22 protein-coding genes and 1 other annotated feature are annotated in these 24,740 nt (G+C 29.0%); of the genes, 15 read left to right on the forward strand and 7 right to left on the reverse strand.

Features of this window, described 5'->3' with window-relative positions; all coding sequences use genetic code 11:
* The first annotated feature begins 143 nt into the window (after positions 1 to 143).
* From Q0W06_RS02235 to Q0W06_RS02245, 3 genes are all read left to right on the forward strand, one after another.
* On the forward strand, positions 144 to 1,286 hold the full coding sequence (locus tag Q0W06_RS02235) for a cysteine desulfurase family protein (RefSeq protein ID WP_297630804.1): 1,143 nt from the start codon (positions 144 to 146) through the stop codon (positions 1,284 to 1,286).
* Complete coding sequence (thiI, locus tag Q0W06_RS02240) at positions 1,286 to 2,440, forward strand: tRNA uracil 4-sulfurtransferase ThiI (RefSeq protein WP_297630805.1); 1,155 nt, start codon at positions 1,286 to 1,288, stop codon at positions 2,438 to 2,440. Before Q0W06_RS02235 ends, thiI begins: the two co-directional genes overlap by 1 nt.
* Before the next feature lie 70 nt (positions 2,441 to 2,510).
* A complete protein-coding gene (locus Q0W06_RS02245) occupies positions 2,511 to 3,905 on the forward strand; it encodes a PTS transporter subunit IIC (protein WP_297630807.1) in 1,395 nt (464 codons plus the stop codon).
* A gap of 66 nt (positions 3,906 to 3,971) precedes the next feature.
* Here Q0W06_RS02245 and Q0W06_RS02250 read toward each other — a convergent pair whose 3' ends face one another.
* Genes Q0W06_RS02250 through Q0W06_RS02260 form a run of 3 tightly spaced genes read right to left on the reverse strand, consistent with a single transcriptional unit; the run spans position 3,972 to position 8,015 of the window.
* On the reverse strand, positions 3,972 to 5,825 hold the full coding sequence (locus tag Q0W06_RS02250) for an ABC transporter ATP-binding protein (protein ID WP_297630809.1): 1,854 nt from the start codon (positions 5,823 to 5,825) through the stop codon (positions 3,972 to 3,974).
* Complete coding sequence (locus Q0W06_RS02255; protein WP_297630812.1) at positions 5,818 to 7,551, reverse strand: ABC transporter ATP-binding protein; 1,734 nt, start codon at positions 7,549 to 7,551, stop codon at positions 5,818 to 5,820. Before Q0W06_RS02255 ends, Q0W06_RS02250 begins: the two co-directional genes overlap by 8 nt.
* Positions 7,548 to 8,015, reverse strand: a complete 468-nt coding sequence (locus Q0W06_RS02260) for a MarR family transcriptional regulator (protein ID WP_297630815.1) — start codon at positions 8,013 to 8,015, stop codon at positions 7,548 to 7,550. The genes Q0W06_RS02255 and Q0W06_RS02260 overlap by 4 nt, the downstream gene beginning before the upstream one ends.
* A 145-nt stretch (positions 8,016 to 8,160) precedes the next feature.
* On the opposite strand from Q0W06_RS02260, the gene Q0W06_RS02265 reads away from it, so the two are divergent.
* The 7 genes from Q0W06_RS02265 (at position 8,161) to Q0W06_RS02295 (ending at position 14,881) form a co-directional block, all read left to right on the forward strand.
* On the forward strand, positions 8,161 to 8,403 hold the full coding sequence (locus tag Q0W06_RS02265) for a GIY-YIG nuclease family protein (protein WP_297630817.1): 243 nt from the start codon (positions 8,161 to 8,163) through the stop codon (positions 8,401 to 8,403).
* A gap of 435 nt (positions 8,404 to 8,838) precedes the next feature.
* On the forward strand, positions 8,839 to 10,665 hold the full coding sequence (gene glmS, locus Q0W06_RS02270; protein WP_297630820.1) for a glutamine--fructose-6-phosphate transaminase (isomerizing): 1,827 nt from the start codon (positions 8,839 to 8,841) through the stop codon (positions 10,663 to 10,665).
* Between the two features lie 43 nt (positions 10,666 to 10,708).
* On the forward strand, positions 10,709 to 10,864 hold the full coding sequence (locus Q0W06_RS02275; RefSeq protein ID WP_297630823.1) for a hypothetical protein: 156 nt from the start codon (positions 10,709 to 10,711) through the stop codon (positions 10,862 to 10,864).
* 159 nt (positions 10,865 to 11,023) lie between these two features.
* Positions 11,024 to 11,494: a pyridoxamine 5'-phosphate oxidase family protein gene (locus tag Q0W06_RS02280; RefSeq protein WP_297630826.1), complete on the forward strand. Its 471-nt coding sequence runs from the start codon at positions 11,024 to 11,026 to the stop codon at positions 11,492 to 11,494.
* Positions 11,495 to 11,667: 173 nt separating this feature from the next.
* Positions 11,668 to 12,456, forward strand: a complete 789-nt coding sequence (locus Q0W06_RS02285) for an electron transfer flavoprotein subunit beta/FixA family protein (RefSeq protein WP_297630829.1) — start codon at positions 11,668 to 11,670, stop codon at positions 12,454 to 12,456.
* 12 nt (positions 12,457 to 12,468) lie between these two features.
* Positions 12,469 to 13,479, forward strand: coding sequence for an electron transfer flavoprotein subunit alpha/FixB family protein (locus tag Q0W06_RS02290; protein ID WP_297630832.1), 1,011 nt, complete (start codon positions 12,469 to 12,471; stop codon positions 13,477 to 13,479).
* Between the two features lies 1 nt (position 13,480).
* Complete coding sequence (locus tag Q0W06_RS02295) at positions 13,481 to 14,881, forward strand: FAD-linked oxidase C-terminal domain-containing protein (protein ID WP_297630835.1); 1,401 nt, start codon at positions 13,481 to 13,483, stop codon at positions 14,879 to 14,881.
* Positions 14,882 to 14,922: 41 nt separating this feature from the next.
* On the opposite strand, the gene Q0W06_RS02300 is transcribed toward Q0W06_RS02295, so the two are convergent.
* Positions 14,923 to 16,635 (reverse strand): cell shape-determining protein, encoded by a 1,713-nt coding sequence (locus Q0W06_RS02300; RefSeq protein ID WP_297630839.1) that lies wholly within the window; start codon positions 16,633 to 16,635, stop codon positions 14,923 to 14,925.
* Between the two features lie 243 nt (positions 16,636 to 16,878).
* Here Q0W06_RS02300 and Q0W06_RS02305 point away from each other — a divergent pair, with 243 nt between their 5' ends.
* From Q0W06_RS02305 to Q0W06_RS02315, 3 genes are all read left to right on the forward strand, one after another.
* Positions 16,879 to 17,253, forward strand: a complete 375-nt coding sequence (locus Q0W06_RS02305; protein WP_297630842.1) for a RidA family protein — start codon at positions 16,879 to 16,881, stop codon at positions 17,251 to 17,253.
* 122 nt (positions 17,254 to 17,375) lie between these two features.
* The gene (locus Q0W06_RS02310; protein WP_297630844.1) at positions 17,376 to 17,939 is read left to right on the forward strand and encodes a 5-formyltetrahydrofolate cyclo-ligase; all 564 of its coding nucleotides are present in this window, start codon (positions 17,376 to 17,378) and stop codon (positions 17,937 to 17,939) included.
* A 21-nt stretch (positions 17,940 to 17,960) separates the two neighbouring features.
* Positions 17,961 to 19,235, forward strand: a complete 1,275-nt coding sequence (locus tag Q0W06_RS02315; protein WP_297630847.1) for an O-acetylhomoserine aminocarboxypropyltransferase/cysteine synthase family protein — start codon at positions 17,961 to 17,963, stop codon at positions 19,233 to 19,235.
* A 55-nt stretch (positions 19,236 to 19,290) separates the two neighbouring features.
* On the opposite strand, the gene thrS is transcribed toward Q0W06_RS02315, so the two are convergent.
* From thrS to ispF, 3 genes are all read right to left on the reverse strand, one after another.
* Positions 19,291 to 21,222, reverse strand: a complete 1,932-nt coding sequence (gene thrS / locus Q0W06_RS02320) for a threonine--tRNA ligase (RefSeq protein ID WP_297630850.1) — start codon at positions 21,220 to 21,222, stop codon at positions 19,291 to 19,293.
* Positions 21,223 to 21,282: 60 nt separating this feature from the next.
* Positions 21,283 to 21,495 (reverse strand) — a binding site (T-box leader).
* A gap of 73 nt (positions 21,496 to 21,568) precedes the next feature.
* Positions 21,569 to 21,979, reverse strand: a complete 411-nt coding sequence (locus Q0W06_RS02325) for an HNH endonuclease signature motif containing protein (protein WP_297630853.1) — start codon at positions 21,977 to 21,979, stop codon at positions 21,569 to 21,571.
* A gap of 68 nt (positions 21,980 to 22,047) precedes the next feature.
* Complete coding sequence (ispF, locus tag Q0W06_RS02330; RefSeq protein WP_297630856.1) at positions 22,048 to 22,515, reverse strand: 2-C-methyl-D-erythritol 2,4-cyclodiphosphate synthase; 468 nt, start codon at positions 22,513 to 22,515, stop codon at positions 22,048 to 22,050.
* Positions 22,516 to 22,794: 279 nt separating this feature from the next.
* On the opposite strand from ispF, the gene Q0W06_RS02335 reads away from it, so the two are divergent.
* Positions 22,795 to 23,823 carry a hypothetical protein gene (locus tag Q0W06_RS02335; protein ID WP_297630859.1) on the forward strand — a complete coding sequence of 343 codons (1,029 nt, stop codon included), beginning with the start codon at positions 22,795 to 22,797 and terminating at the stop codon, positions 23,821 to 23,823.
* Positions 23,816 to 24,622 carry a 23S rRNA pseudouridine(2604) synthase RluF gene (gene rluF / locus Q0W06_RS02340; RefSeq protein ID WP_297630863.1) on the forward strand — a complete coding sequence of 269 codons (807 nt, stop codon included), beginning with the start codon at positions 23,816 to 23,818 and terminating at the stop codon, positions 24,620 to 24,622. The genes Q0W06_RS02335 and rluF overlap by 8 nt, the downstream gene beginning before the upstream one ends.
* Positions 24,623 to 24,740: the final 118 nt, after the last annotated feature.

Raw genomic sequence — 24,740 nt, forward strand, 5'->3', positions numbered from 1 at the left:
AATTACTTTATTTTAATAATATATAAGAAGTTTGAATTATTGGCGGTTTATGATAAAATTAAATCCATATTAAACCTATCGGAATACTTAGTTTGAATAAACTAAGAGATAACAATAAATAATAAATAAAAAGGAGGATTATGATGGAAGTATATTTTGATAATTCGGCAACAACAAAGCCTTATAGAGAAGTTATTGATGAAGTAGTTTATGGAATGGAAAATTTTTATGGAAATCCATCATCTTTACATGCTTTAGGTATAAAAGCTGAAAAGGAACTTACTAAAGCTAGAAAAATTATAGGTGAAGAGATAAAAGGTACAGGAGAAGAAATTTATTTTATATCAGGTGCTAGTGAGGGGAATAATTTAGTATTCAAAGGAATTGCTAGAAGTGGGCAACATATAATAACTACGAAATTTGAACATCAGTCAATATTAAAAACTTGCGAATTTTTAGAAAAAGAAGGAGTGAGTATTACATATTTAAATGTTGATAATGAGGGAAAGATATCTTTAGAAGAACTTAAAAATGCTATAACAAAAAATACTGTGTTAGTTTCTATTATGTTTGTAAATAATGAAATGGGAGCAATACAAGATTTAGAGAAAATAGGAAACATTATAAAGGAAAATAGTACAAGAGCAAAATTTCATGTAGATGCAGTTCAAGGATATGGAAAATTTAAAATAGATGTAAAGAAAATGAAAATAGATATTTTAACTACTACGGGGCATAAATTCCATGGACCTAAAGGAACAGGATTTATTTATATAAGAAAAGGGATAAATATAAATTCTCTTATTCATGGAGGGGAGCAAGAAAATTCATTAAGAGCAGGAACTCAAAATATTGCAGGAATATTAGGTCTTAAAAAAGCAGCAGAAATAGTTAGTAAAAATATAGAGATTAATTATAAAAAAGTTTTTGAGTTAAAAAAATATATGATAGAAAAAATATCTGAAATTGAAGATATAAGAATTAATAGTCCGTTAGAAACTACATCTCCATATATATTAAATATATCTTTTAATGGAGTGAGAGCAGAAGTATTATTGCACTATTTAGAAGGAGAAGGAATTTATGTATCTACTGGATCAGCATGTACATCCAAATCTAGTGGAGTAAATGGGAGTTATGTAATAAAAGCATTAGGGCTTTGTGAAAAAGAGGTAAATGGAGCTATAAGATTTTCTTTTTCAGAGAATAATACTAAAGAAGAAGTTGATTACACAATAGATGTATTAAAAAAAGGACTTAAATTTTTAAGGAGAGTAAAAAAATAATGAGAAAATTAATATTAGTTAAATATGCATCAGAAATATTTTTAAAGGGTCTTAATAAAAATAAATTTGAAAAGAAATTAAGAGATAATATAAAGAAAAAACTTAAGGGATTAGAATATGAATTTATAATAGATCAAGGAAGATATTTTATAAAAGTAGATGATTTAGAAGAAGGAATAGATAGAGTAAAGAAAGTCTTTGGAGTTGCAGAAGTATGTATAGTAACAGAAGTAGAAAGAGACTTAGATGTTATAAAAGCAGAAGTAGTAAAAAAGATAAATGAAGTTAAACCAAAAACTTTTAAAATAGTTACAAATAGAGCAAATAAAGTATTTCATATGAATTCAATGGAGATATCACGAGATATTGGAGGGTTTGTATTAGACAATTATAAGGGTGAACTTTCAGTTGATGTGAAAAAACCTGAATGCTTAGTAAATGTTGAAATAAGAGAGAGAGCGTACGTATTTACAAGTAGTGATAAAGTAAAAGGTGCAGGTGGACTTCCTTATGGAATGAATGGAGGAACAATGCTAATGTTATCAGGAGGAATTGATTCGCCTGTAGCAGGATATTTAATGGCTAGAAGAGGAGTAGAGCTTAACTGTGTTTACTATCATAGCCATCCTTATACATCAGAAAGAGCAAAAGATAAAGTTAAAGAATTAGCAGAAATTTTAGCAGGATATACAGGAAAAGTTAGATTGTTTATTGTTCCATTTACAGAGATTCAAATGGAAATTATAGATAAATGCCCAGGAGAAGAATTAACAATCATAATGAGAAGATTTATGATGAAAGTTGCTTGTGCAATAGCGGATAAAGATGGAATACAATCTGTTGCTACAGGAGAGAGTATAGGGCAAGTTGCAAGTCAAACTATGGAAGGATTAGTAGTAAGTAGTGACTGTGCAGATAGACCTGTATTTAGACCTTTAATTGCAATGGATAAGGGTGATATAATGGATATTGCAAGAGAAATAGGAACATATGAAACATCTATACTTCCATATGAAGATTGTTGTACAATATTTGTTCCAAAACATCCCAAAACAAAACCAAGATTAGAAGAAATAAAAAAATCAGAATCAGTGTTAGATGTAGATAGTTTAGTTGAAAAAGCAGTAAACGAAGCAGAAATAGTTGTATTTTAATATGAATGGGCTATCTTAAAATAAAGGTAGCCTATTTTATGTGAGTAAAAAAAGGAGAAACAAAAGAAAAATGATTTTAGAGAATATAAAAAACTTTTTTACCATTTTTGGTGCACCAGTATTTTTACCGGTGGTTATTTTTATAATATGTAAGGCTTTAAAAATTAATAGTAAAAAAGCCTTTTTATCAGGACTTTATGCAGGCGTTGGACTAGAAGGATTTATGCTTTTAATAGGAGCTTTTACACCAATAATAATGCCTGTCATAAAACAGATGGTAAGTTCAACGGGTATAAATTTACCTGTATTAGATTTAGGATGGCAAACTGCAGCAATTATAGCTTATTCAAGTAAAATTGGATTAATATTCTTTGCATTTGCAATAGTGATACAAATAGTTTTATTTGCAAGTAAATGGACAAATATTTTTCTGCCATCAGACTTATGGCTTAATTATACATACATGATATGGGGATCTATGCTTTATGTAGCAACAAAAAATGTTTGGCTATCGATGATCTTTATGTTAGTTATAATGATGTATAGCATATTAAATATAGAAGTTATCTGTAAAAGTTGGTCTAAATATTATAATTATCCAAGTTGTACTATAATATCTATGCATAATACGGAAGTTACATTGCTTTTATATGTATTAGATCCTTTATTTAATAAGCTTGGGATAAATAAAATAAAATTCAATCCAGAAAAATTAAAAGAAAAATTAGGAGTTTTTGGAGAACCAGGAACGATAGGTCTTATATTAGGAATATTTATTGGAATTTTAGGAAATATTAAAAGACTTGATACAATGGTTGCATGGGGACAGATAATGAAATTAGGAATAGTTTTAGCAACTTTAATGATAGTATTTCCTAAGATAGCCGAAGTTTTTGGAAAAGCATTTAAACCAATGGCAGAAGCAGCAACAGAAGGTTTAAATAAAAATAATAAAAGAAAAAGACCTTGGTATATAGGAGTTGATGATGCTACAGGATACGGTGAGCCAGCAACACTTATTTCAGGAACATTATTAATTCCAATAATGGTTTTAATGGCATTAATACTTCCTGGAAATAGAACATTACCAATGGTAGATTTGATAGCATTGCCATTTATGGTGGAAGCGTTAGTTGCAATGACAAAAGGAAATATGTTAAAGGTAATAATCGTGGGAGGAATATGGTTTTCAATAGGGCTATATACCTGTTCTGCATTAGCACCAATCTATACACATGCAGCAATAGTAGCTGGAGTTGCAATACCAGCAGGTGCAATATTTATTACTAGTTTTAATATGATGGCACAGCCTGTTGCATCATTAATGTTTTTTGCATTTTTAACACAGTCAATAATTTTAATTATAGGAATCATAATTTTATATTTTGTATTATATTTTGTAGTTATGAAAAACTTAGATAGGATTCATGGGTACATTGAAAGGCAAGCAGAGAAAAATATATAAATAATCCACAAATAAAAAATAATCCTCACAAAATGTGAGGATTATTTCTATTTATGTGGATTGTTTTTATGCACTAGCATCTTCTTCATGTGCAAATTGACTGTTGTAAAGATCAGCATAGAAGCCACCTTGATTCATAAGTTCATTATGGTTTCCTTGTTCAATAACATTTCCTTTATCCATAACTAAGATTAAATCAGCATCTTTTATAGTTGATAATCTATGTGCAATAACGAAGTTAGTTCTTCCTTCCATAAGTCTAGTCATGGCATTTTGAATATAACTTTCAGTTCTTGTATCAACTGAACTTGTAGCTTCATCAAGTATTAAAACTTTAGGGTTAGCTAAAATAGCTCTAGCTATAGTTAAAAGTTGTTTTTGTCCTTGTGAAATATTAGAAGCTTCTTCATTTAAAATTGTGTCATAGCCTTCAGGAAGAGTTCTAATAAAGTGATCTGCATGAGCAGCTTTAGCAGCTTCTATAATATCATCCATAGTAGCACCTTTTCTACCATAAGCTATATTATCTTTAATGCTTCCATTAAATAACCATGTATCTTGAAGAACCATACCAAACATACTTCTTAAATATTCACGACTAAATTTAGTAATATCAACACCATCAAATGTGATAGCACCATCATTAAGTTCATAGAATCTCATCATAAGATTTATAAGAGTAGTTTTACCAGCTCCAGTAGGTCCAACAATAGCAACTGTTTGACCAGCTTTAACATGAATATTCATATCATCCATAAGAATTTTATCTTCTGAATATCCAAACTTAACATCTTTGAAATCTACATTTCCTTCTGGTGACTCTATAACATCTGGGTTAATAGGATCAGCAATAGCATCAGGTTCATCTAAGATTTCAAAAACTCTTTCAGCTGCAGCCATTGTAGTTTGTAATACACTAGCAATATTAGTAGTTTGGCTAATTTGTTGAGTAAATTGTCTTGAATATTGAATAAATGATTGAATATATCCAACTTGTAATCTACCATTAATAACCATAATACCACCAACAACAGCTATACCAACATAAGCGATATTACTTATAAGACTCATAATAGGCATTAATATGTTTGCCATAAATTGAGCTTTCCAAGCTGAGTTATAAAGTTTTCCGTTTATTTCATCAAATTTTTTGATTGATTCATCTTCTTGACCAAAAGATTTTATTACAGTATGTCCTGAATAAATTTCCTCAACGTGTCCACTAAGAGCACCAAGTTGTCTTTGTTGGTTAAAGAAAAATCTTTGAGATTTTTTTATTAAAGGCATTGCTATTAAAAAACATATTGGTAAAGTAATGATACAAATTAAAGTTAAAATTGGACTTATAGTAAGCATCATAATTGTAATACCAATAATAGTTATAACAGCAGTTATAAGCTGAGTTAAACTTTGTTGAAGAGTACTAGCGATAGTATCTATATCATTAGTAACACGGCTTAATACATCTCCTTGTGGATGAGTATCAAAATAATTAATAGGTAATCTATGAAGTTTTTCATCTACTGCAGTTCTTAAGTTTAATACAGTATTTTGAGCAACTTCTGACATAATAAATTTTTGTAAGTAAAGGAATAAGGAACTAAATACATACAAACATAAAAGTATGATAATATAGTGTCCAAGTTTAGTGAAATCAATAGATGCACCAGGAATTCCTTTAAATTTTTCCATCATTCCATCAAGTATTACGTTTAAAGTATCACCAAGTATTTTAGGGCTTAAAACAGTAAAAGCGGTACTTAAAATAGTCATTATAATAACGAATGTAAGTTTTACTTTAAAAGGTTTAAGATATTTTAAAAGACGTCTTCCAGAACCTTTAAAGTCTCTAGCTTTTTCACCAGTACCGACTTGACCTCTACCGCCTCCAAAGCCAACTGAGGATTTTTTATTACTCATTTTCAAGCTCCTCCTTTGAAAGTTGTGAAGATGCTATCTCTTGGTAGACAGAACAATTAGTTAAAAGTTCTCTATGAGTACCATGACCAACGATTTTTCCTTCATTTATAACAAGGATGTTATCGGCATCTTTTATAGTATTTATTCTTTGGGCTACTATTAAAACAGCAGCAGTACGAGTTTCTTTTTTTAATGCAGAACGAAGATTTGCATCAGTTTTAAAATCAAGTGCAGAGAAACTATCATCGAACATATAAACATCAGGTCTTCTAATTAATGCTCTTGCAATAGAAAGTCTTTGTTTTTGTCCACCTGAGAAGTTTCTACCACCTTGCTCAACTAAAGAGTTAAATCCATCTTCTTTATTTAAAATGAAATCATAAGATTGAGCAACTGTGCTAGCATGAATCATATCATCCATTGAAGCATCTTCTTTACCAAACTTTAAGTTATCTTCTATAGTTCCAGAGAAAAGCACAGCTTTTTGAGGAACAAAACCTAATTTACTTCTTAGAAGTTCTAATGGTAAAGTTTTAATATTAGTTCCATTTACTAATATTTCACCTTCAGTAGAATCATAGAATCTACTTATAAGATTTAAAATAGTAGATTTACCAGAACCAGTACCACCTATAATTGCTGTTGTTTCACCAGGATTGATTCTAAAATTAATGTTTGAAAGTGCATTATTTTCAGCTCCAGGGAAAGCAAATGAAACATTCTTAAATTCAATTGATCCTTTTTCAGGGAAATTTGAAGTAGAATTTTCAGGATCAACTATAGAAGGTTCTATAGCAAGAACTTTGTTTATTCTGTCAGCAGAAGCAGCAGCTCTTGGAATCATGATAAATAACATACTAACCATTATAAGAGCAAACATAATTTGCATAGTATATTGGATAAATGCCATTAAGTTACCAACTTCCATAGCACCACTATTTATTTTATCTGCACCAAACCATAAAATAGCTACAGATGTTAAGTTTAAAATTAACATTAAAAGTGGCATTAAAATAGAAATTATTTTATTTACCTTAATAGCATTATCAGTAAAGTCATAGTTTGCTTCTTCAAATCTGTCTTTTTCAACATCTTGTTTATTGAAAGCTCTAACAACTCTAATACCAGTAAGGTTTTCACGAAGAACTTTATTAATTCTATCAAGTTTAGATTGCATAGCCTTAAATCTAGGCATTCCAATTTTACCGATAACTAATATTGCGATAACAACTAGAGGCATTGATACAACTAATACTAGTGAAAGACCAGGTTCAGTCTTTATAGCCATATAAATACCTGCAACGCAAGTAAGTGGAGCAACAACCATCATAGTTAAGATAGTCATTAATAACTGTTGAACTTGAGTTACGTCATTAGTAGTTCTTGTAATAAGAGAAGCAGTACCTACATTATCTACTTCAGCAAGAGAAAAACTTTCTGTTTTAGTAAATACGAATCTTCTAACATCACGTCCAAATCCCATAGCAACACGAGAGGACAAGAAGCTAGCACAAATAGTTGCAATGCTTCCGATAAAAGTGATTCCAATCATATAGCCACCAATTTTCATTATGTAGTTAACATCTTTACCTACAATACCTTTATCAACTATCTTAGAAAGCATAGTTGGAAGATATAACTGAGTTACAGTTTGTATTAAAAGAAGTAATACAACAAAGAAAAGAGGTAGACTATAGGGTTTTAATTTTTTAAATAGTTTTATCAATTTAAACAACTCCCATCCTTTGTTTTATTATAATTCTCAAGATTAGTTTTAACCTTAAGAATCAAATTATTTAAAGTTTCGATTTCCTTATCTGTAAAATTTTCTAAACAAATTTTATCAAGTTTACGAAAAACGATTTTTAATCTTTCGCAAGTTTGAAAGCCTTTTTCAGATAAGAAAATTCTAGAAACACGCCTATCTTTTTTATCAAATTCTTTAAAAAGAAATCCAGATTTCTCAAGTCTTTTAATCATAACAGTAATAGTAGCAGGCTTAATTTTAAGTTTGTCAGCGATTTCTCTTTGACTAACACCATTTGCTTTATATAAAGTGAATAAAAGTTGAGGTTGGCCAGGATAAAGCCCTTCTTTTTCAAGTTCGCAATGAGTAACTGAGAAATGAGCACGCATTAGACTTCCTAAATTTTTTAAAAAGACTAATTCTTTTTCGTCATCCATATCCATTTTAAACACCTCCTTCTAAATAAGATTAGGTGGCTAATTATTAGCCGCCTAACTAATTTTAGTTCAAAATAAATTTAAAATCAATGAAAAAATTTGTAAAAAATGATATTATTTTAAGGGAAAAGAGACGAAAGGAGGAGGAAAAATGAATTATGTGTATATAGTAAAATGTAAAGATAATACATTGTATACGGGCTGGACAAACAATTTAGAGCAAAGAATAAAAGCTCATAATGAAGGTAAAGGAGCAAAGTATACTAAAGGGAGAGGACCCTTAGAATTAGTATACTTTGAAGAATTTGAAGAAAAAGTAAAAGCTATGAAGAGAGAATATGAGATTAAGAAAATGAATAGGAATTCAAAAGACAAATTAATAAACAAAAAATAGAAAAATTAGAAAATTAATAAAAAAATAGTAACGAAAATAAAGAATCTTAATAAAATATTAATATAAAAAGTAAAAAGAATATGATATTATTATTTGCAAAGGTATAAGAAAAAACATGAAGGAGTGATTTTATAGAAAAAAGATAAATTATAAAACAATGTAAAGCGCCAGAACTAAAGTAATTTAGTTGACGAGGATGGGGAGTTTATCGAACTTTCGGCGGGTGCCCCACGGTAACGCACTACCGTTAACAGTTAGCCAAAACTATGGAGTAATTCGTAGGACAAATCTAACTTGGTGTTAAAGCCTTCAATATTAAATTTTAGTAGATTCCTAGGATTATTATACCTACTATTAATATTCTTTTAGCTAGGACTAAGATTTATAGAAGATGAAAACTAAATATATGTGATATGAAGGAAGGATGAAACTTTTATGTGCGGAATAGTAGGATATGTTGGAGATAAAAAAGCAACAAACTTTTTAGTTGAGGGATTATCAAAGCTGGAGTATAGAGGATATGATTCAGCAGGAGTAGCAGTAATTGAAGGAGAAAACCTTATAGTTAAGAAAAAGAAAGGAAGACTTACAAATCTTGCGGACGAATTAACTAAGAGTCCTTTAATGGGAAGTGTTGGAATTGGACATACTAGATGGGCAACACACGGAGCACCATCAGATGCAAATTCACATCCACATCTAAGTAATAATGGAGAAATAGCTGTTGTACACAATGGTATAATAGAAAACTACATTGAACTTAGAAGATTTTTAGGAGAAGAAGGATACACTTTCAAATCGGAAACTGATACTGAGGTAATACCAAACCTTATTCAATATTACTATAATGGAAATCTTTTTGATGCTGTAGTTAAAGCAACTAACAGATTAGAAGGAAGTTATGCTATTGGAGTAGTCTCAAAAAATGATGTAGACACTTTAATTGGTGTAAGAAAAGATAGTCCATTAATAGTTGGTCTTGGAGATACTGAAAACTTTATTGCATCAGATATACCAGCGGTTTTAAGTAACACAAGAAAAGTATATCTATTAGAGGATAACGAATTTGTCGTAATGAACAAAGAAGGGGTAACTCTTTTAACAAAAGACGGCGAAAAGATAGATAAGGAAATCTTTAATGTAACATGGGATGAAAAAGCAGCTGAAAAAGGTGGTTTTGATTCATTTATGTTAAAAGAAATCCATGAGCAACCAAAAGCGATTCGAGACACGATGACTTCTAGAATATCAATGGAGCATGGTGTTTTTTTTGATGACTTCAAGTTAACAAAAGAAGAATTAGAATCTATTGATAGAATTTATATGGTTGCATGTGGAACTGCATATCATGCAGGGCTTATGGGAAAAGCATCTATAGAAAGATATGCAAGAATATCTGTTGAGGTTGATATAGCATCTGAATTTAGATATAGAAACCCATTAGTTACAGATAAATCTTTAGTAATAATCCTTAGTCAATCAGGGGAAACTGCAGATACTTTAGCAGCACTTAGAGACTGTAAAAAAATAGGAGCAAAAGTATTAGTTGTAACAAATGTAGTTGGAAGTACTATGTCAAGAGAAGCAAATCATGTTATTTATACAATGGCAGGACCAGAAATCTCTGTAGCTTCAACAAAAGCATATACAACTCAAGTATTAGTAATGCATATGATAGCAGTTTACTTTAGTCAGCTAAGAGGATTATGTGAAGGTGAAGAATTAAAAAGAATAATAAAAGAAATGCTAGAGCTTCCAGAAAAACTTGAGGAAGCCTTAAATATAAAAGAAGAAGTAGAACAAATGGCCAAGGGAATAAAAGATGAAAAAGATATTTATTTCTTAGGTAGAGGAATGGATTACTTCTTAGCATTAGAAGGCTCATTAAAGCTTAAAGAAATTTCATATATCCACTCAGAAGCTTATGCTGGTGGTGAATTAAAGCATGGTCCAATAGCTTTAATAGAAGAAGGAACAAAAGTTGTATCAATATTAACTCAAAAAAACTTAATAGATAAAATGATAAGTAACGTAGTAGAAATAAAATCTAGAGGAGCTAAAGTATTTGGAATTACATTCCAAAGTGAAGCAAAAGCATGTGAAGTGTTAGATAATATATTATTTATACCAGAAACACATGAAATATTAGCCCCAATAGTAGGAGCCGTTGCACTTCAATTATTGGCATATTATGTAGCTAGTCAAAAAGGTTTTGATATAGATAAACCAAGAAACTTAGCTAAGTCAGTAACAGTTGAATAGAATTTATTGTTAAAATTAAGATTTAAAAAGAGGAGATATTAAAATGAGCGATAGATTAGAAAAATTATTAAATGATTATAGAGAAACAAGAAGATGTTTAGAAATGGGAATCGAATGGTTACCAAATAATGAATTTGCAAAAGCAAAACTAGAAGTAGTAAACATGATTATTGCAGATTTAGAAAATATAGAAGCATAAAATTAAAAATTAATATAAATGTACGTCAGAAAAAAGAGCCAATTTGGCTCTTTTTTTAATTGATTTAAATATTATAGATAAGTTTTTTTATATTTCATAAGTAATTAATAAATGAGGAGTAATGTAAAGGTAGATAAATTAAGAAAGAAGGTTTACTTTATGTTTAAGGAAATGAGAAAAGCAAAACAAGCAATTAGTGCAGAAAGAATTGAAGAAATATTAAAAGCTGGTGAATATGGAGTTTTATCAACAGTAGGAGAAAATGGATATCCTTATGGAGCACCAGTTAACTATTCATATATAAATGGCAAATTATATTTTCATGGAGCTGTTAAAGGTCATAAAATAGAAAATATAGAATTTAATAATAAAGTATCATTTACAGTTGTAGGAAATACTAAAGTATTAGCTGAAAAATTTGATTCAGAATTTGAAAGTGTAATAATGTTTGGTAAAGCTGTTGAAGTAAAAGATAAAGAAAAAGAAGAAGTTTTATTATATATTGTAAATAAATATTCAAGTGACTATGTAAAAGAAGGAAAAGAATACATTGAAAGAGCATTTAATGCTGTAAAAGTAATGAGAGTAGATTTAGATCATATAACAGGAAAATATTATAAAGATAAATAAACTTCAAACTGTAATAAATTTGTAGTTGAACAGTTCATGAAAATTTAATAGAATCTAAGTAGGAACCACGAATCATATAAATCTTATGTTTAGTGGTTCTTTTATATTATAGAAGAGAATTTTATAATAGATTATAGTTTGAAAAAAGAGCGAGATATTAGGAGGACATTACTTTGAAAATAGCAGTATGTATAAAACAAGTACCAAGTAGTGAAAATGTTAGTGTTGATACTGAAAAAGGTATCTTAATTAGAGATAATTTAGAAAATAAAATGAATCCATTAGACTTACATGCATTAGAAGTAGGTATTAATATAAAAGAAAATAAAGGTGGGGAAGTTTCAGTTATAAGTATGGGACCACCACAAGCGGAAGAAATAATAAGAGAAGCTTATGCAATAGGAGCAGATAAAGGATATCTTTTATCAGATAGAAAATTTGCAGGAGCAGATGTTTTAGCAACAAGTCATGCTTTAGCAGAAGGAATTAAAAAAATGGGGCACATAGATTTAATTCTTTGTGGAAAACTGACTGTAGATGGAGATACAGCACAAGTTGGACCAGCTTTAGCAACTATTTTAAATATACCACACATAATTGCAGTTAAAGAAGTTATTGAATGTAAGGAAAAATCTATTGTTGTTGAAAGAGAAATGGGTAATGGAACTCAAGTTGTAGAAGTAAGTTTCCCATGTCTTTTAACTATAGATAAAGAAGCTTCATATCCAAGACTTCCATCGTACATAAAAATGAAAGCTAGTAAAGATAGAGAAGTAAAAATGTTCTCTATGAATGATTTAGAAGATAAAAATGAAGAAAACTATGGATTAGCAGGTTCACCAACAAAGGTTGGAAATATCTTTAATTCAACTACGGAGAAAGAAAAAGAACAGTGGGAAGGTTCAGGAGATGAACTAGGAAATAAATTTTCTCAAAAATTAAAAGAATTAAAGTTTATTTAGAGAGGTAGAGAGATGAGTAATAATAGATTAGATAAAAGCTTATGGAAAGGCATATTAGTTTATGTTGATTTTTTAGGAGATAAAATACATCCTGTAACTTTTGAACTTATAGGAAAAGCAAGAGAGCTTGCGGATAAAGTAAATGAAAAAGTATATTGCTTAATGATAGGTAATGATTTAAAAGAAAAAGCAGAAGAGTTACTTCATTATGGAGTTGATGAAATTCATATATTTGATAATAAAGAATTAGAAGAGTTTAAAATTGAGCCATATACAGAAGCTTTTAAAGAGTTTGTAGAGAAGGCAAAACCATCAGTTATAATAACTCCTGCAACTTCAGTTGGACTATCTGTAGCTCCAACAATAGCTGCAAAATTTAAAACAGGATTAACAGCAAATTGTACAATTCTTAATATTAATGAAAATGGAGATTTAGTTCAGACAAGACCAGCTTTTGGCGGAAATATAATGGCAGATATGCTAACTCCAAATCATAGACCTCAAATGGTTACAGTTAGATATAAAGCAATGAATCCTGCTGAAAGAGAAGAAACTGCAAGAGGAGAAATAATAAATCATACTATTGAAAATTTTGAATCAAAGATAAATATAATAGAAACTAAACTTGAAGCAAATGAAGATGATTTAACAGATGCTGAAGTTATAGTTGTAGCTGGTAGAGGAGTAAGAAGTGAAGAAGATATGAAAATGATTCATGAGCTTGCAAGATTACTAGACGGACAAGTTGGAGTTACTAGACCTTTAATAGAAAAAGGTTGGGCTGATGAAAAATTACAAATTGGTATAAGTGGAAGAATGGTTAGACCGAAACTTATAATAACTTGTGGAATATCAGGAGATGTTCAGTTCTCAGCTGGAATTGATAAATCAGATTATATTTTTGCTATAAATAATGATAAAGATGCACCAATATTTGATGTTGCAAATTATGGTATCGTAGGAGACCTTTATGAGGTTGTTCCAAGATTGATAGAAAATATAAAAAGGGAAAAGGAACTGTAAAATGAATTATAAAGTAATTGATTCTAATGATATAAAAGCTTTAAAAGAGATAATTAAAGATGAAAAAAGAGTACTTTTAGGTGGAGATATAAGAGAAGAATATAGCCATGATGAACTTTGTGGAATAAGTGAATACCCAGAAGTAGTAATTAAAATAAAAACAACTGAAGAAGTTTCAGAAATAATGAAATATGCTTATGAAAATAATATTCCTGTAACACCAAGAGGAACAGGAACAGGACTTGTAGGAGCAGCAGTTCCTATATATAAAGGAATACTTTTAGATCTTTCAACAATGAATAAGATACTTGAGATAGATGAAGAAAACTTAACTGTTACAGTAGAAACAGGAGTTTTATTAATGGATTTAACTAAGTTTGTAGAAGATAATAATCTTTTCTACCCACCAGATCCAGGAGAAAAAACGGCTACTATAGGTGGAAATATCGCAACTAATGCAGGTGGAATGAGAGCTGTTAAATACGGTGTTACTAGAGATTATGTAAGAGGACTTGAAGTTGTTCTTCCAAATGGAGAAGTAATAAGAGTTGGAGGAAAAATAGTTAAAAATAGTTCAGGATATGCATTAAAAGATTTAATGATAGGTTCAGAAGGAACTTTAGGTATTGTAACAAAAGCAATATTAAAACTTTTACCACTACCTAAAAAGTCTATAAGTCTTTTAGTTCCATTCCCTAATTTAGATAAGGCTATAGGAACAGTTCCCAAAATAATAAAATCAAGACATATACCAACTGCTATTGAATTTATGCAAAGAGCTGCAATTACGGCATCAGAAGAATTTTTAGGAAAGAAATTCCCTGATAGTAAGGCAGATGCATATTTAATTCTTTCATTTGATGGAAATAGTAGAGACGAAATAATAAAGAATTTTGAAGAAGTTGCAGAAATATGTATGGAAGAGGAAGCTTTAGATGTACTAGTTTCTGATACAGCAGAAAGAAATGCATCAATTTGGTCAGCAAGAGGTGCTTTCTTAGAAGCTATAAAAGCATCTACAACTCAAATGGATGAAGTAGATGTAGTTGTTCCAAGAAATAGAATTGCTCAATTTGTTAATTACACACATGAATTAGAAGAAAAATATGATATAAGAATTAGATCATTTGGACACGCTGGTGATGGAAATCTTCACATTTATATTTTAAGAGATGAATTAAATGAAGAAGAATGGGAAAGTAGAATGAAAAATGCTATGAATGATATGTATGCAATGGCTAAAGAAATGAAAGGTCAAGTATCAGGAGAGCATGGAATTGGATATGATAAAATTGATTTTATGAAAGATTCAATTGGTGAAGCTAGTTATCTAGCGATGAAATCTATAAAAGTAGCTTTAGATCCAAAAGGATTACTTAATCCAGGAAAAGTAGTTAAATAAAATAAGATAAAAAAACTAGGTTTTCACCTAGTTTTTCTTTTTTATTGTATATTTTCAGTTTCTTTAGTTTCCATTTTAGCATTTGGAGTAAGAGTATCATTAACGAAACCATTAACAAGCATGTATCTATTATCACCTATATTAATGTAGTTAACATTTACTTTATCACCAACTTGGCTTATAGCAACATCTTTTGAAGTGCTAGTAGGAACTGAGAAAATTTTATCTGAATCATTTAATTTTACTTCGTAAGTAGAGTTACCATTATCAATAACTAAACCAATTCTAGAAATTGATCCAGAAATAGTTGAATTTGATTTATCACTACCTTGCAGACTTATATTATTAGAAGATATTTCTTCTAAATAAGAGTTTAAAGTTTGTTGTAAGCTAGTTCCAACAGCAACGATACTGTAGTTTTTAACATTAACCATTGCATATTGTTTTACAAGTCCAGTTGCATCTTGTAAAGTCATAAAATATGTTGGTTGGTTTTGAATATTTATAAGATATGGGAATGTAGCTTTATAGCCAAACTGTTGAACTTTTCCTTCAGCTGACTGCATTGCAGCTTCTTCTGTAGCACCAGAAGTTTTATACATAATAGTCTTACCAGTTCTAGTATTAGTAAGAGTAAATCCAACTAAACTTTGATCTGCACCAACAGAAGTAAGTCCAGTGTAGAAATAGCATTGACCATCATTATAAATCATATTCATACCTTGAGTAGTTTGAAGTTTATCTCTACCACTAAAGTTAAAGATACCATGAACAAGTTCTCCCCATTTATTCAAATGTCTTGTTATAATGCTTTTTGGTTGAATTCTATCTACCCATGATGGAGTATCTTGAACATTATAGATTTTAGTTTCACCAGTTTCAGCATTAATTATTTCTGTACCGATGACTTTTTGTTCGTCTATTCCTATGGCAGCTGTATATCTAGTAACAACCCAATAAGGAACACCTTGATCATTAAGTTCAAAAGTAAAATCCATATGACCACAAGTTGGATCTTTTAAGTAAGCCCATCTTTGAATATTATCAAAGAAATAAGCCGAGTTTAAATATTTTAAATTAAGAGGCTTACCATTAAGTTCAGTTACTAGTTCAGTATCATTAGGATTTGTAGCACTAACTACTACATAACCAGGAGTACCATCATTAAATATCCATTTTATAAATGACGATGGTTCTAAAGGTCCAACATAAACTAATTTACCGTTTACACTTTGAAGAGTCATAGTTCCTACAGTTACTTGACTTCCAAGACCCTGAATACTACCAAGTTTTTTATCAGCTAAGGTTTGAGCTAAAGCTTGATTTACTACTGGAAGTTGATTTAAATCTACTGGTTGAATTTGATCGGAAAAATTAACTTCATTAACTGTTCCAATTAAATTTCTTTGAGCTTGTGTTGAGATTAGTGGGCTAAATATTATAACTAAAATAATATAAACAATTAAAATACCCCCACCAGTTAACATAAATTTTTTATTTAATTTAATAAAACCATAAATTAAACATGATACTATGACTGGTAAAATAAAATTGAAAAGTCCTAAACGTAGATTTAAAATAAAATCATTGTTAATAGCTAAAAATAACCAATATATAATAGCAAGTGGAATAAATAATTTTAAAAAGCCAGAAAAGCTTGCCTTTGGAGCTGGAGTTGTTCCCTTATTTTTAAATTTAAAAATAAGATCACGAATAAAGTTTCCAAAGTAATCGTAATTATTATTTTGCTGCATAAAAAATCTCCTTTATAAAAATTTGTATTAGTTAATTGTAATAATAATTTAGTAAACTGCTATTAACAAAGGAAAAAACTTTTATTAATTTTGAAAAAATTAGAAAAAGATGAATAATTTTTACAAAAACTAAAATATGTAAGATTAGTTTTAAAGTAAAAAATAAACTTACTTCAAGAAAGTAAGAAATTATATTATAATAATAGAAGAAATAAAATAATTGAGATTCTTAGGAGGCAGGTTATGTTAGAAAAGATAAGTACAAAAAAAGCACCACAAGCTATAGGACCATATTCACAGGCAATAAAGGTTGGGAGTATGTTATTTACATCAGGACAAATTGCATTAGATCCAGAAACGATGGAAATTGTAGGAGAAAATGTACAAGAACAAGCAGAAAGAGTAATGAAAAATTTACAAGCAGTATTAGAAGAAGCTGGAACAAACTTTGATAAAGTAATAAAGACAACATGCTTCTTAGTTAATATGGATGATTTTGCAGCATTTAATGAAGTATATGGAAAATATATTACTAATGCACCAGCTAGATCATGTGTTGCAGTAAATACATTACCTAAAAATGTTTTATGCGAAGTGGAAGTAATAGCAGAAATATAGAATATATAAACAACCTTAAAGGGTTGTTTTTTCATTTGAAAGAAAAATAAATAATTTACAATTGGTAAAAAATAGAAAATATATGATATATTATAAATATATTTTTTATTTATAGAAAGTAGGTGTCTAAAATAGATAAAAAATTTGTACGAAAAACTATATCTATAAAAAGAGATAGTTTAAATCAAAACGAAAAAACTATTTATGATAAAAAAATAATACAATATTTCATAGAATTAGAAGAATATAAAAAGGCTGAAAATATTTGTATTTATGTAAGCTTTAAATCAGAAATAAATACAAGAGAAATAATAGAAATTGCATTGAGAGATAGAAAAAATATATATGTTCCAAGGGTTAAAAAGAATAGAGAAATGGAGTTTATAAAAATAAATTCATTAAGAGATTTAGAAAAAAATAAAATGGGGATTTTAGAACCAAAACTAAACTTAACAGAATTAGTTGAAAAGGTTGATATAAATGTTCTTCCAGGGTTAGCTTTTGATTTAGAGAGAGGAAGAATAGGTTATGGTGGAGGGTATTATGATAGGTATTTTCAAAATATAAATTGTTTAAATGTTAGTTTATGTTATGAAATTCAAATAATAGAAAAAATACCGATGGAAAAGCATGATATAAAATATGATTATTTAATATCAGAAAAAGGAATTTTAAAAAAGATATAGTGTAAAAGGGGGAATTAATTTATGAGAGAGTATAAAAGGGGAACAATATGTATTCAAGGAGGGTATGAACCTAAAGTTGGGGAACCGAGGGTTTTACCAATTATTCAAAGTACAACTTATAAATATGATGATCCAGATCATTTAGAAAAATTGTTTAACCTAGAAGAAACTGGACATTTATATACAAGAATATCTAATCCTACAGTAGAGGCCTTAGAAAAAAAGTATGTAGAACTTGAAGGTGGAGTAGGAGCAGTAGCAACATCTTCAGGACAGGCTGCTATATTGAATGCTATATTGAATATTTGTAAAGAAGGAGATAATTTAATTTCAGTTGCAACATTATATGGAGGTACTATAAATTTATTTACAGTACATCTTAAAAATATAGGAATTGAAGTAAGATTTATTAATCCAGATGCAGCAGAAAGTGAAATATTAAAGCTTGCAGATGATAAAACAAAATTAGTATATGGAGAAACTATCGGAAATCCAAGTTTAAATATTTTAGATTTTGAAAAATTTTCAAAAGTATCTAGAATTATAGGAGTTCCACTAGTAGTTGATAATACTGTAGCAACACCAATACATTGCAATCCAATAAAGTATGGAGCAAATATAGTGATTCATTCTACAACGAAATACTCAGATGGACATGCACAAGCTGTTGGAGGAATAGTAGTAGATGGAGGGAATTTTAATTGGAATAATGGTAAATTTAAAGATCTTACAGAAGGAGATCCAAGCTATCATGGAATTAAATATGTGGATGTATTTAAAGAGGCAGCATATAGTGTAAAGTTAAGAGTTACCTTAATAAGAGATTTTGGAAATGCATTAACTCCATTTAATGCATATCTAACAAATTTAGGTTTAGAAACATTACATTTAAGAATGGAGAGACATTCAAATAATGCATTAAAATTGGCGGAGTGGCTTTTACAAAATCCAAAAGTAAGTTTTGTAAATTATCCTTTTTTAAAGAGTAATTCAGAGTATAGAAAAGGAAAGAAGTACCTTGAAGGTGGTGCAAGTGGAATTTTAAATTTTGGAATTAAAGGTGGAATTAAAGAAGCAAAGGAATTTATGAAAGGATTAAAATTGGTAGCTTTACTAGTACACTTAGGTGATGCAAGAACATCTATACTTCATCCTGCTACTACAACACATAATCAATTAAGTAAAGAAGCACAGGAGAATAGTGGAGTAAGAGAGGATATGATGAGAGTATCAGTTGGAATAGAAGATATAGAAGATATAATAAAAGATTTTGAAAATGCATTTGAAAGAATTTAATTTATAATAAAAAGCTAGGAAAATAAATTTCCTAGCTTTTACTATTGTATTAAAATTAGATTTCTTTAGTTTCGATTTCGTTTAATAATCTAGCTTTGAATTCTTCAAAGTTTATTGAACCTTCATCACCATTTTTTCTACTTCTAACAGCAACAGATTTTTCAGCAGCTTCTTTTTCTCCAACAACAATAATGTAAGGAGTTCTTTCAAGTCTAGCTTCTCTGATTTTATATCCGATTTTTTCAGCTCTAAAATCACCTTCAACTCTAATTCCGCTTCTTCTTAAGTTTTTAATAACTTCATCAGCGTAATCATTGTATTTATCTGATATTGGAAGTATTTTAGCTTGAACTGGTGCAAGCCAAGTTGGAAGTGCTCCAGCATATTTTTCAATAAGCATTGCAAGAGTTCTTTCATAGCATCCAATTGATGATCTGTGAATGATGTAAGGTAATTTCTTTTCACCATTTTTATCGATATAAGTCATGTTAAATCTTTCTGCAAGAGCAAAGTCGATTTGAACAGTGATTATTGTATCTTCTTTTCCATGAACATTCTTGAATTGAATATCAAGTTTTGGTCCGTAGAATGCAGCTTCATCATCAGCTTCAACGTAATCTATTTTTAAGTGATCTAAGATAGTTTTCATTATAACTTGAGTTTCTTCCCAAGCAGTAGGATTATCTATATATTTAGCTTTATTGTTTGGACTCCATTTTGAGAATCTATAAGTGATATCATCAGCGATTCCTAAAGTTTCCATAACATATTTAATTAAATCAACAACTGATTTAAATTCTTCTTCTAATTGTTCTGGAGTTACGACTAAATGTCCATCAGCTAAAGTAAATTGTCTAACTCTGATAAGGCCATGCATTTCTCCTGAAGATTCATTTCTAAATAAAGTAGAAGTTTCAGCATATCTTATTGGTAGATCTCTGTAACTATGTTGTTCAGCATTATAAATTGTATATTGGAATGGGCAAGTCATTGGTCTTAAAGCAAAAACTTCATCATCTTTTTCTTCATCACCTAAAACGAACATACCATCTTTATAATGATCCCAGTGTCCAGAAACTTTGTAAAGGTCACTTTTAGCCATTAATGGAGTTTTAGTTAAAACATAACCTCTTCTTTCTTCTTCGTCTTCAATCCATCTTTGAAGAACTTGAACAACTTTAGCACCTTTTGGCATTAATAATGGAAGTCCTTGACCAACTTTTTCATCAGTCATGAATAATTTTAATTCTCTTCCAAGTTTATTATGATCTCTTTTTTTAGCTTCTTCCACAGCTTCTAAATGTTCTTCTAAATCTTTAGCTTTTAAGAATACAGTTCCGTAAATTCTTGAAAGCATTTTATTTTTTTCATCACCTTTCCAATAAGCCCCAGCACTTCTAAGAAGTTTTATAGCCTTCATTGGTTTTAATGACATTACGTGTGGACCAGCACAAAGATCAGTAAAATCACCTATTTTATAGAATGAAATAACTTCTCCTTCAGGTAGGTCATTTATAAGTTCTACTTTGTAAGGTTCATTTTTCATAAGATCTAAGGCTTCATTTTTTGGAAGTTCAAATCTTTCAATAGAAGGATTTTCCTTAACTATTTTTTTCATTTCAGCTTCGATACTTACTAAATCATCAGCTGAGAATGAACCATCTTTATCAAAATCATAATAGAAACCATCTTCTATAGCAGGTCCTATAGCAATTTTTGCATCATTGAAAAGTCTCTTTACGGCATACGCTAACACGTGAGAAGCAGTATGTCTTAAAGCGTCTTTTCCTTCTTGTGAATCAAATGTGCAGATAGAAACCTCTGCATCTTCATTTAAAATAAATCTAAGGTCAACAACTTTATTGTTTACCATTGCGCAAAGTGCATTTCTAGCTAACCCTTCGCTAATTCCTTTAGCTACGTCTAACATTGAAACGCCAGCTTCGAATTCTTTAACCGAACCGTCTTTTAAAATAACTTTAATCATTTTTATTATCTCCTCTCGTTTTAAATTATAAAATAAAAAAACTCCGACTCTATAGAAAACTATAGAGACGAAGTAATATCCGTGGTTCCACTCTAATTATTCATATAATAAATATATGAATCACTTTAGTTATCGTAACGTGATAAATCCGGACTGTATTAAAGTCGCTCGGAGATGGTTTTCTGTTATGCTCAAGTAAAAATACTTTCAGCTACTGTATTTTCTCTCTTTAAGTGAGGAATATAACATACTCGTTCTCGTCAATGCGTTAATTATTGATTTGTATTTATTATAGTAACTCAATCTATTTATGTCAACAGATAATATATGAATATATTATCTGTTGTTAAATTTTATAGATTTCTTTACATATATTTTCTAGCTCAATCTTTTGTAAAAGCTCTTCAGGATAATAAGCATTGCCCATTATTGAAAAAATTATATGGTCAGTCTTAAAGCCCTCTTTGTAAAGTTTTAGATGTTTAGTTATCCTTTTGATGGTATTTTTAGGAGCATTTAAAATTATCCCTAGATCTCGTGAAGAATAGAATTTTTTTGTAAGCAAATTATAGAGGCTTTTTTGAAGCTCTATTTTATACTCGATATCTTTTGTTAGATTTTGATGTGGTCCAAGCTTTCCTCTATGATGTTTCTGACATAAATACATATAATTTATTTCAATATCAAATCCACCTTCAGAGCGATGGACAATATGATGAATGTCAGCAGGTTTATTACATATTTGGCAAAAATACAAAGTATATCCCCCTTTATTATAAAATTATGTGTATAACTTTATAGAGATATTATAAATTAATATTTAGACTAAAGAAGAAGGCAGATTGCTTGTGATGAAATTCCAAGTTCTTCTCCTGTAAAACCAAGCTTTTCCTCTGTTGTAGCCTTAACATTTATTTGATTTAAACTAATATTTAATGCATTTGCAATATTTTCTCTCATATTCATAATATGCGGAGCCATTTTTGGCTTTTGAGCTATTATAGTTGAATCGATATTATTAATTTTAAAATTGTTAGACTCTAAAAGTTTGCCTACGTGCTCTAAAAGTTTTATGCTAGAAATTCCTTTATATTGTGGGTCAGTATCAGGAAAGTGAGTACCGATATCACCTAAAGCAGAAGCTCCAAGTAAAGCATCCATAATTGCATGTAATAAAACATCAGCATCAGAATGGCCTAAAAGTCCTAAGTGATGTTCAATCTTAACTCCTCCTAAAATTAAATCTCTTTCTGGAACTAAACGATGAACATCATATCCTAATCCAATTCTCATAAAAATCACCTCTTTAAAAAATCTCCTATAATTTTATCATAAAAATTTCTTATAAAGAAGAATGGATAAGATACTTTTGTACGTTTATATTTAAAATCAACATAAATAATATTTCTTTTTTTCATAAAAAAACCTTTAGTAAAAGTAGTTTATAATACATTATATTAAAATGAGTAAAATAATGACAATATCTATAAGAGTTTATTAGATAAATTAGTTAAAAATTTATATGTTTTAAGGTATAATTAAACTATATAAAAAGGTTTGGGGTTGAAATTTGTGAGAAAATTTAATAAAAATAAGTATGTTTTTTCGAAATCTGCAGGTTTTTTATCGATAGGAGAAGGGGGAGATAAAAAACGTAAAGAGCAGATAGCTTTATTTAGAAAAGAAGTTTATTTATATGAGGTATACATAAATAAACTATCGTTAGTAAAAACGAGTTATGAAATAAGAAATGTACTGCTTAATATTTCATTTTTTATAATTGAAAATGGACATATTTTAAATAATCTTTATAAGAAAAAAAGATTGAATGTAAGTTTATTAAGTAGTGAATGCATGATAAAAAGAGAGTTTATACACAAATATAAGGAGTATATAATATTTTATACAATTCTATTTGCTAATCCAAAATATAAATTAATTCAAAACTATTTTAGAATTATTCAATTAGAGGAAAATAATAAAGACACTAATTTAAAAATGTCTGAAAAAAATGAAGAGATAAAAAAAGGAATAGCTATAAAGGTAAGTGATAGGACAGTTAGTATATTAACTAGTACAGGTGAAATAATAAGAAGTAAAAAAGAAGATGCAACTGTTGGAAATGAACATGAAATAAGAGAAAATAAATTTCTAAAGAAAAATAAAGTGAAACTTCTTATAGCAATTATGTTAATAACTATGGGGGTAGCTGGATTTATAAAAATATATAATGGTTCAACTAATTCAATAACAGTTGGAACAACATCACTTATAAAAATGGAGACAAATACATTCGATAAAGTTTTAAAAGTATCAACAAAAACTGAAAAAGGGAAAGAGATGCTTACAGATATAGCTATAAATGGAGAATCATTAGATATAGCTATACTAGAGATTATTAAATATGCTGAACAAAATGGAATGATACCAGAGAAAAGTATTTTAATAACTATAAGTGGGGAACCTATAAATATTAAGAGGCTTAAAAAAACTGGAGAATATATATATGAGAAAAAAATAAGTGTAGATATAAATAATAGTGGAACAGAACATAAACTATACACAATAATAAAAAACCAAAAGGAAGAAGAAAATGAATAGAACTAGATACAAATATATAAATAAAAAAGCAAGAGAAAAAGATACAAGTAAAAAAATTGATACAAAAATTATTGAACATGAAGATAGAAGTGAAGAGGTAAGGCTAAATAAATATATAGCAGAATCGGGATATTGCTCAAGAAGAGAAGCAGATAAACTTGTAGAGCAAGGAGAAGTTTCTGTTGATGGTAAAGTTGCAGTAATGGGACAGAAAATAATTAAAGGACAAATAGTTAAAGTAAGAGGTAGAGCAATAAATAAAGAGGAAGAACTTGTTTACATAGCTTTAAATAAACCTATAGGAATTACTTGTACAGCAGAAAGAAAAGTAAAAGGAAACATAGTTGATTTTGTAAATCATGAAAAGAGAATATATAACATAGGAAGATTAGATAAGGATTCACAAGGTCTTATTTTAATGACTAATGATGGTGATATAGTAAATAAAATTTTGAGAGCTGGAAATAATCATGAGAAAGAGTATGTAGTAACTGTAAATAAAAAAGTTACACCAGAATTTATAAAAAAAATGAGTAATGGGGTACAGATTTTAGATACAGTAACAAATAAATGCTTTGTAAAAAAAGAAGGGGAAAATGTATTTAGAATTATACTTACTCAAGGATTGAATAGACAAATTAGAAGAATGTGTGAAGCGCTTGGTTATGAAGTTACACAACTTGAAAGAATAAGAATAATGAATATTAATTTAGGCAGTTTAAAAATAGGTGAGTGGAGAAACTTAACTTATAAAGAATTAAAAAGATTAAATGAATTAATAAAAACTTCTAGAAAATAAGAATAATTAACAGTTTATAGATAAATAATATCTGTAAACTGTTTTTTTATTGTGAATAAATATAAAATGTTGCATAAATACAAAAAATTACTAACAGTGTCCACAGGTACCTGTGGAT

The sequence above is a fragment of the uncultured Clostridium sp. genome (assembly GCF_947072515.1).
GTDB lineage: Bacteria > Bacillota > Clostridia > Clostridiales > Clostridiaceae > Clostridium.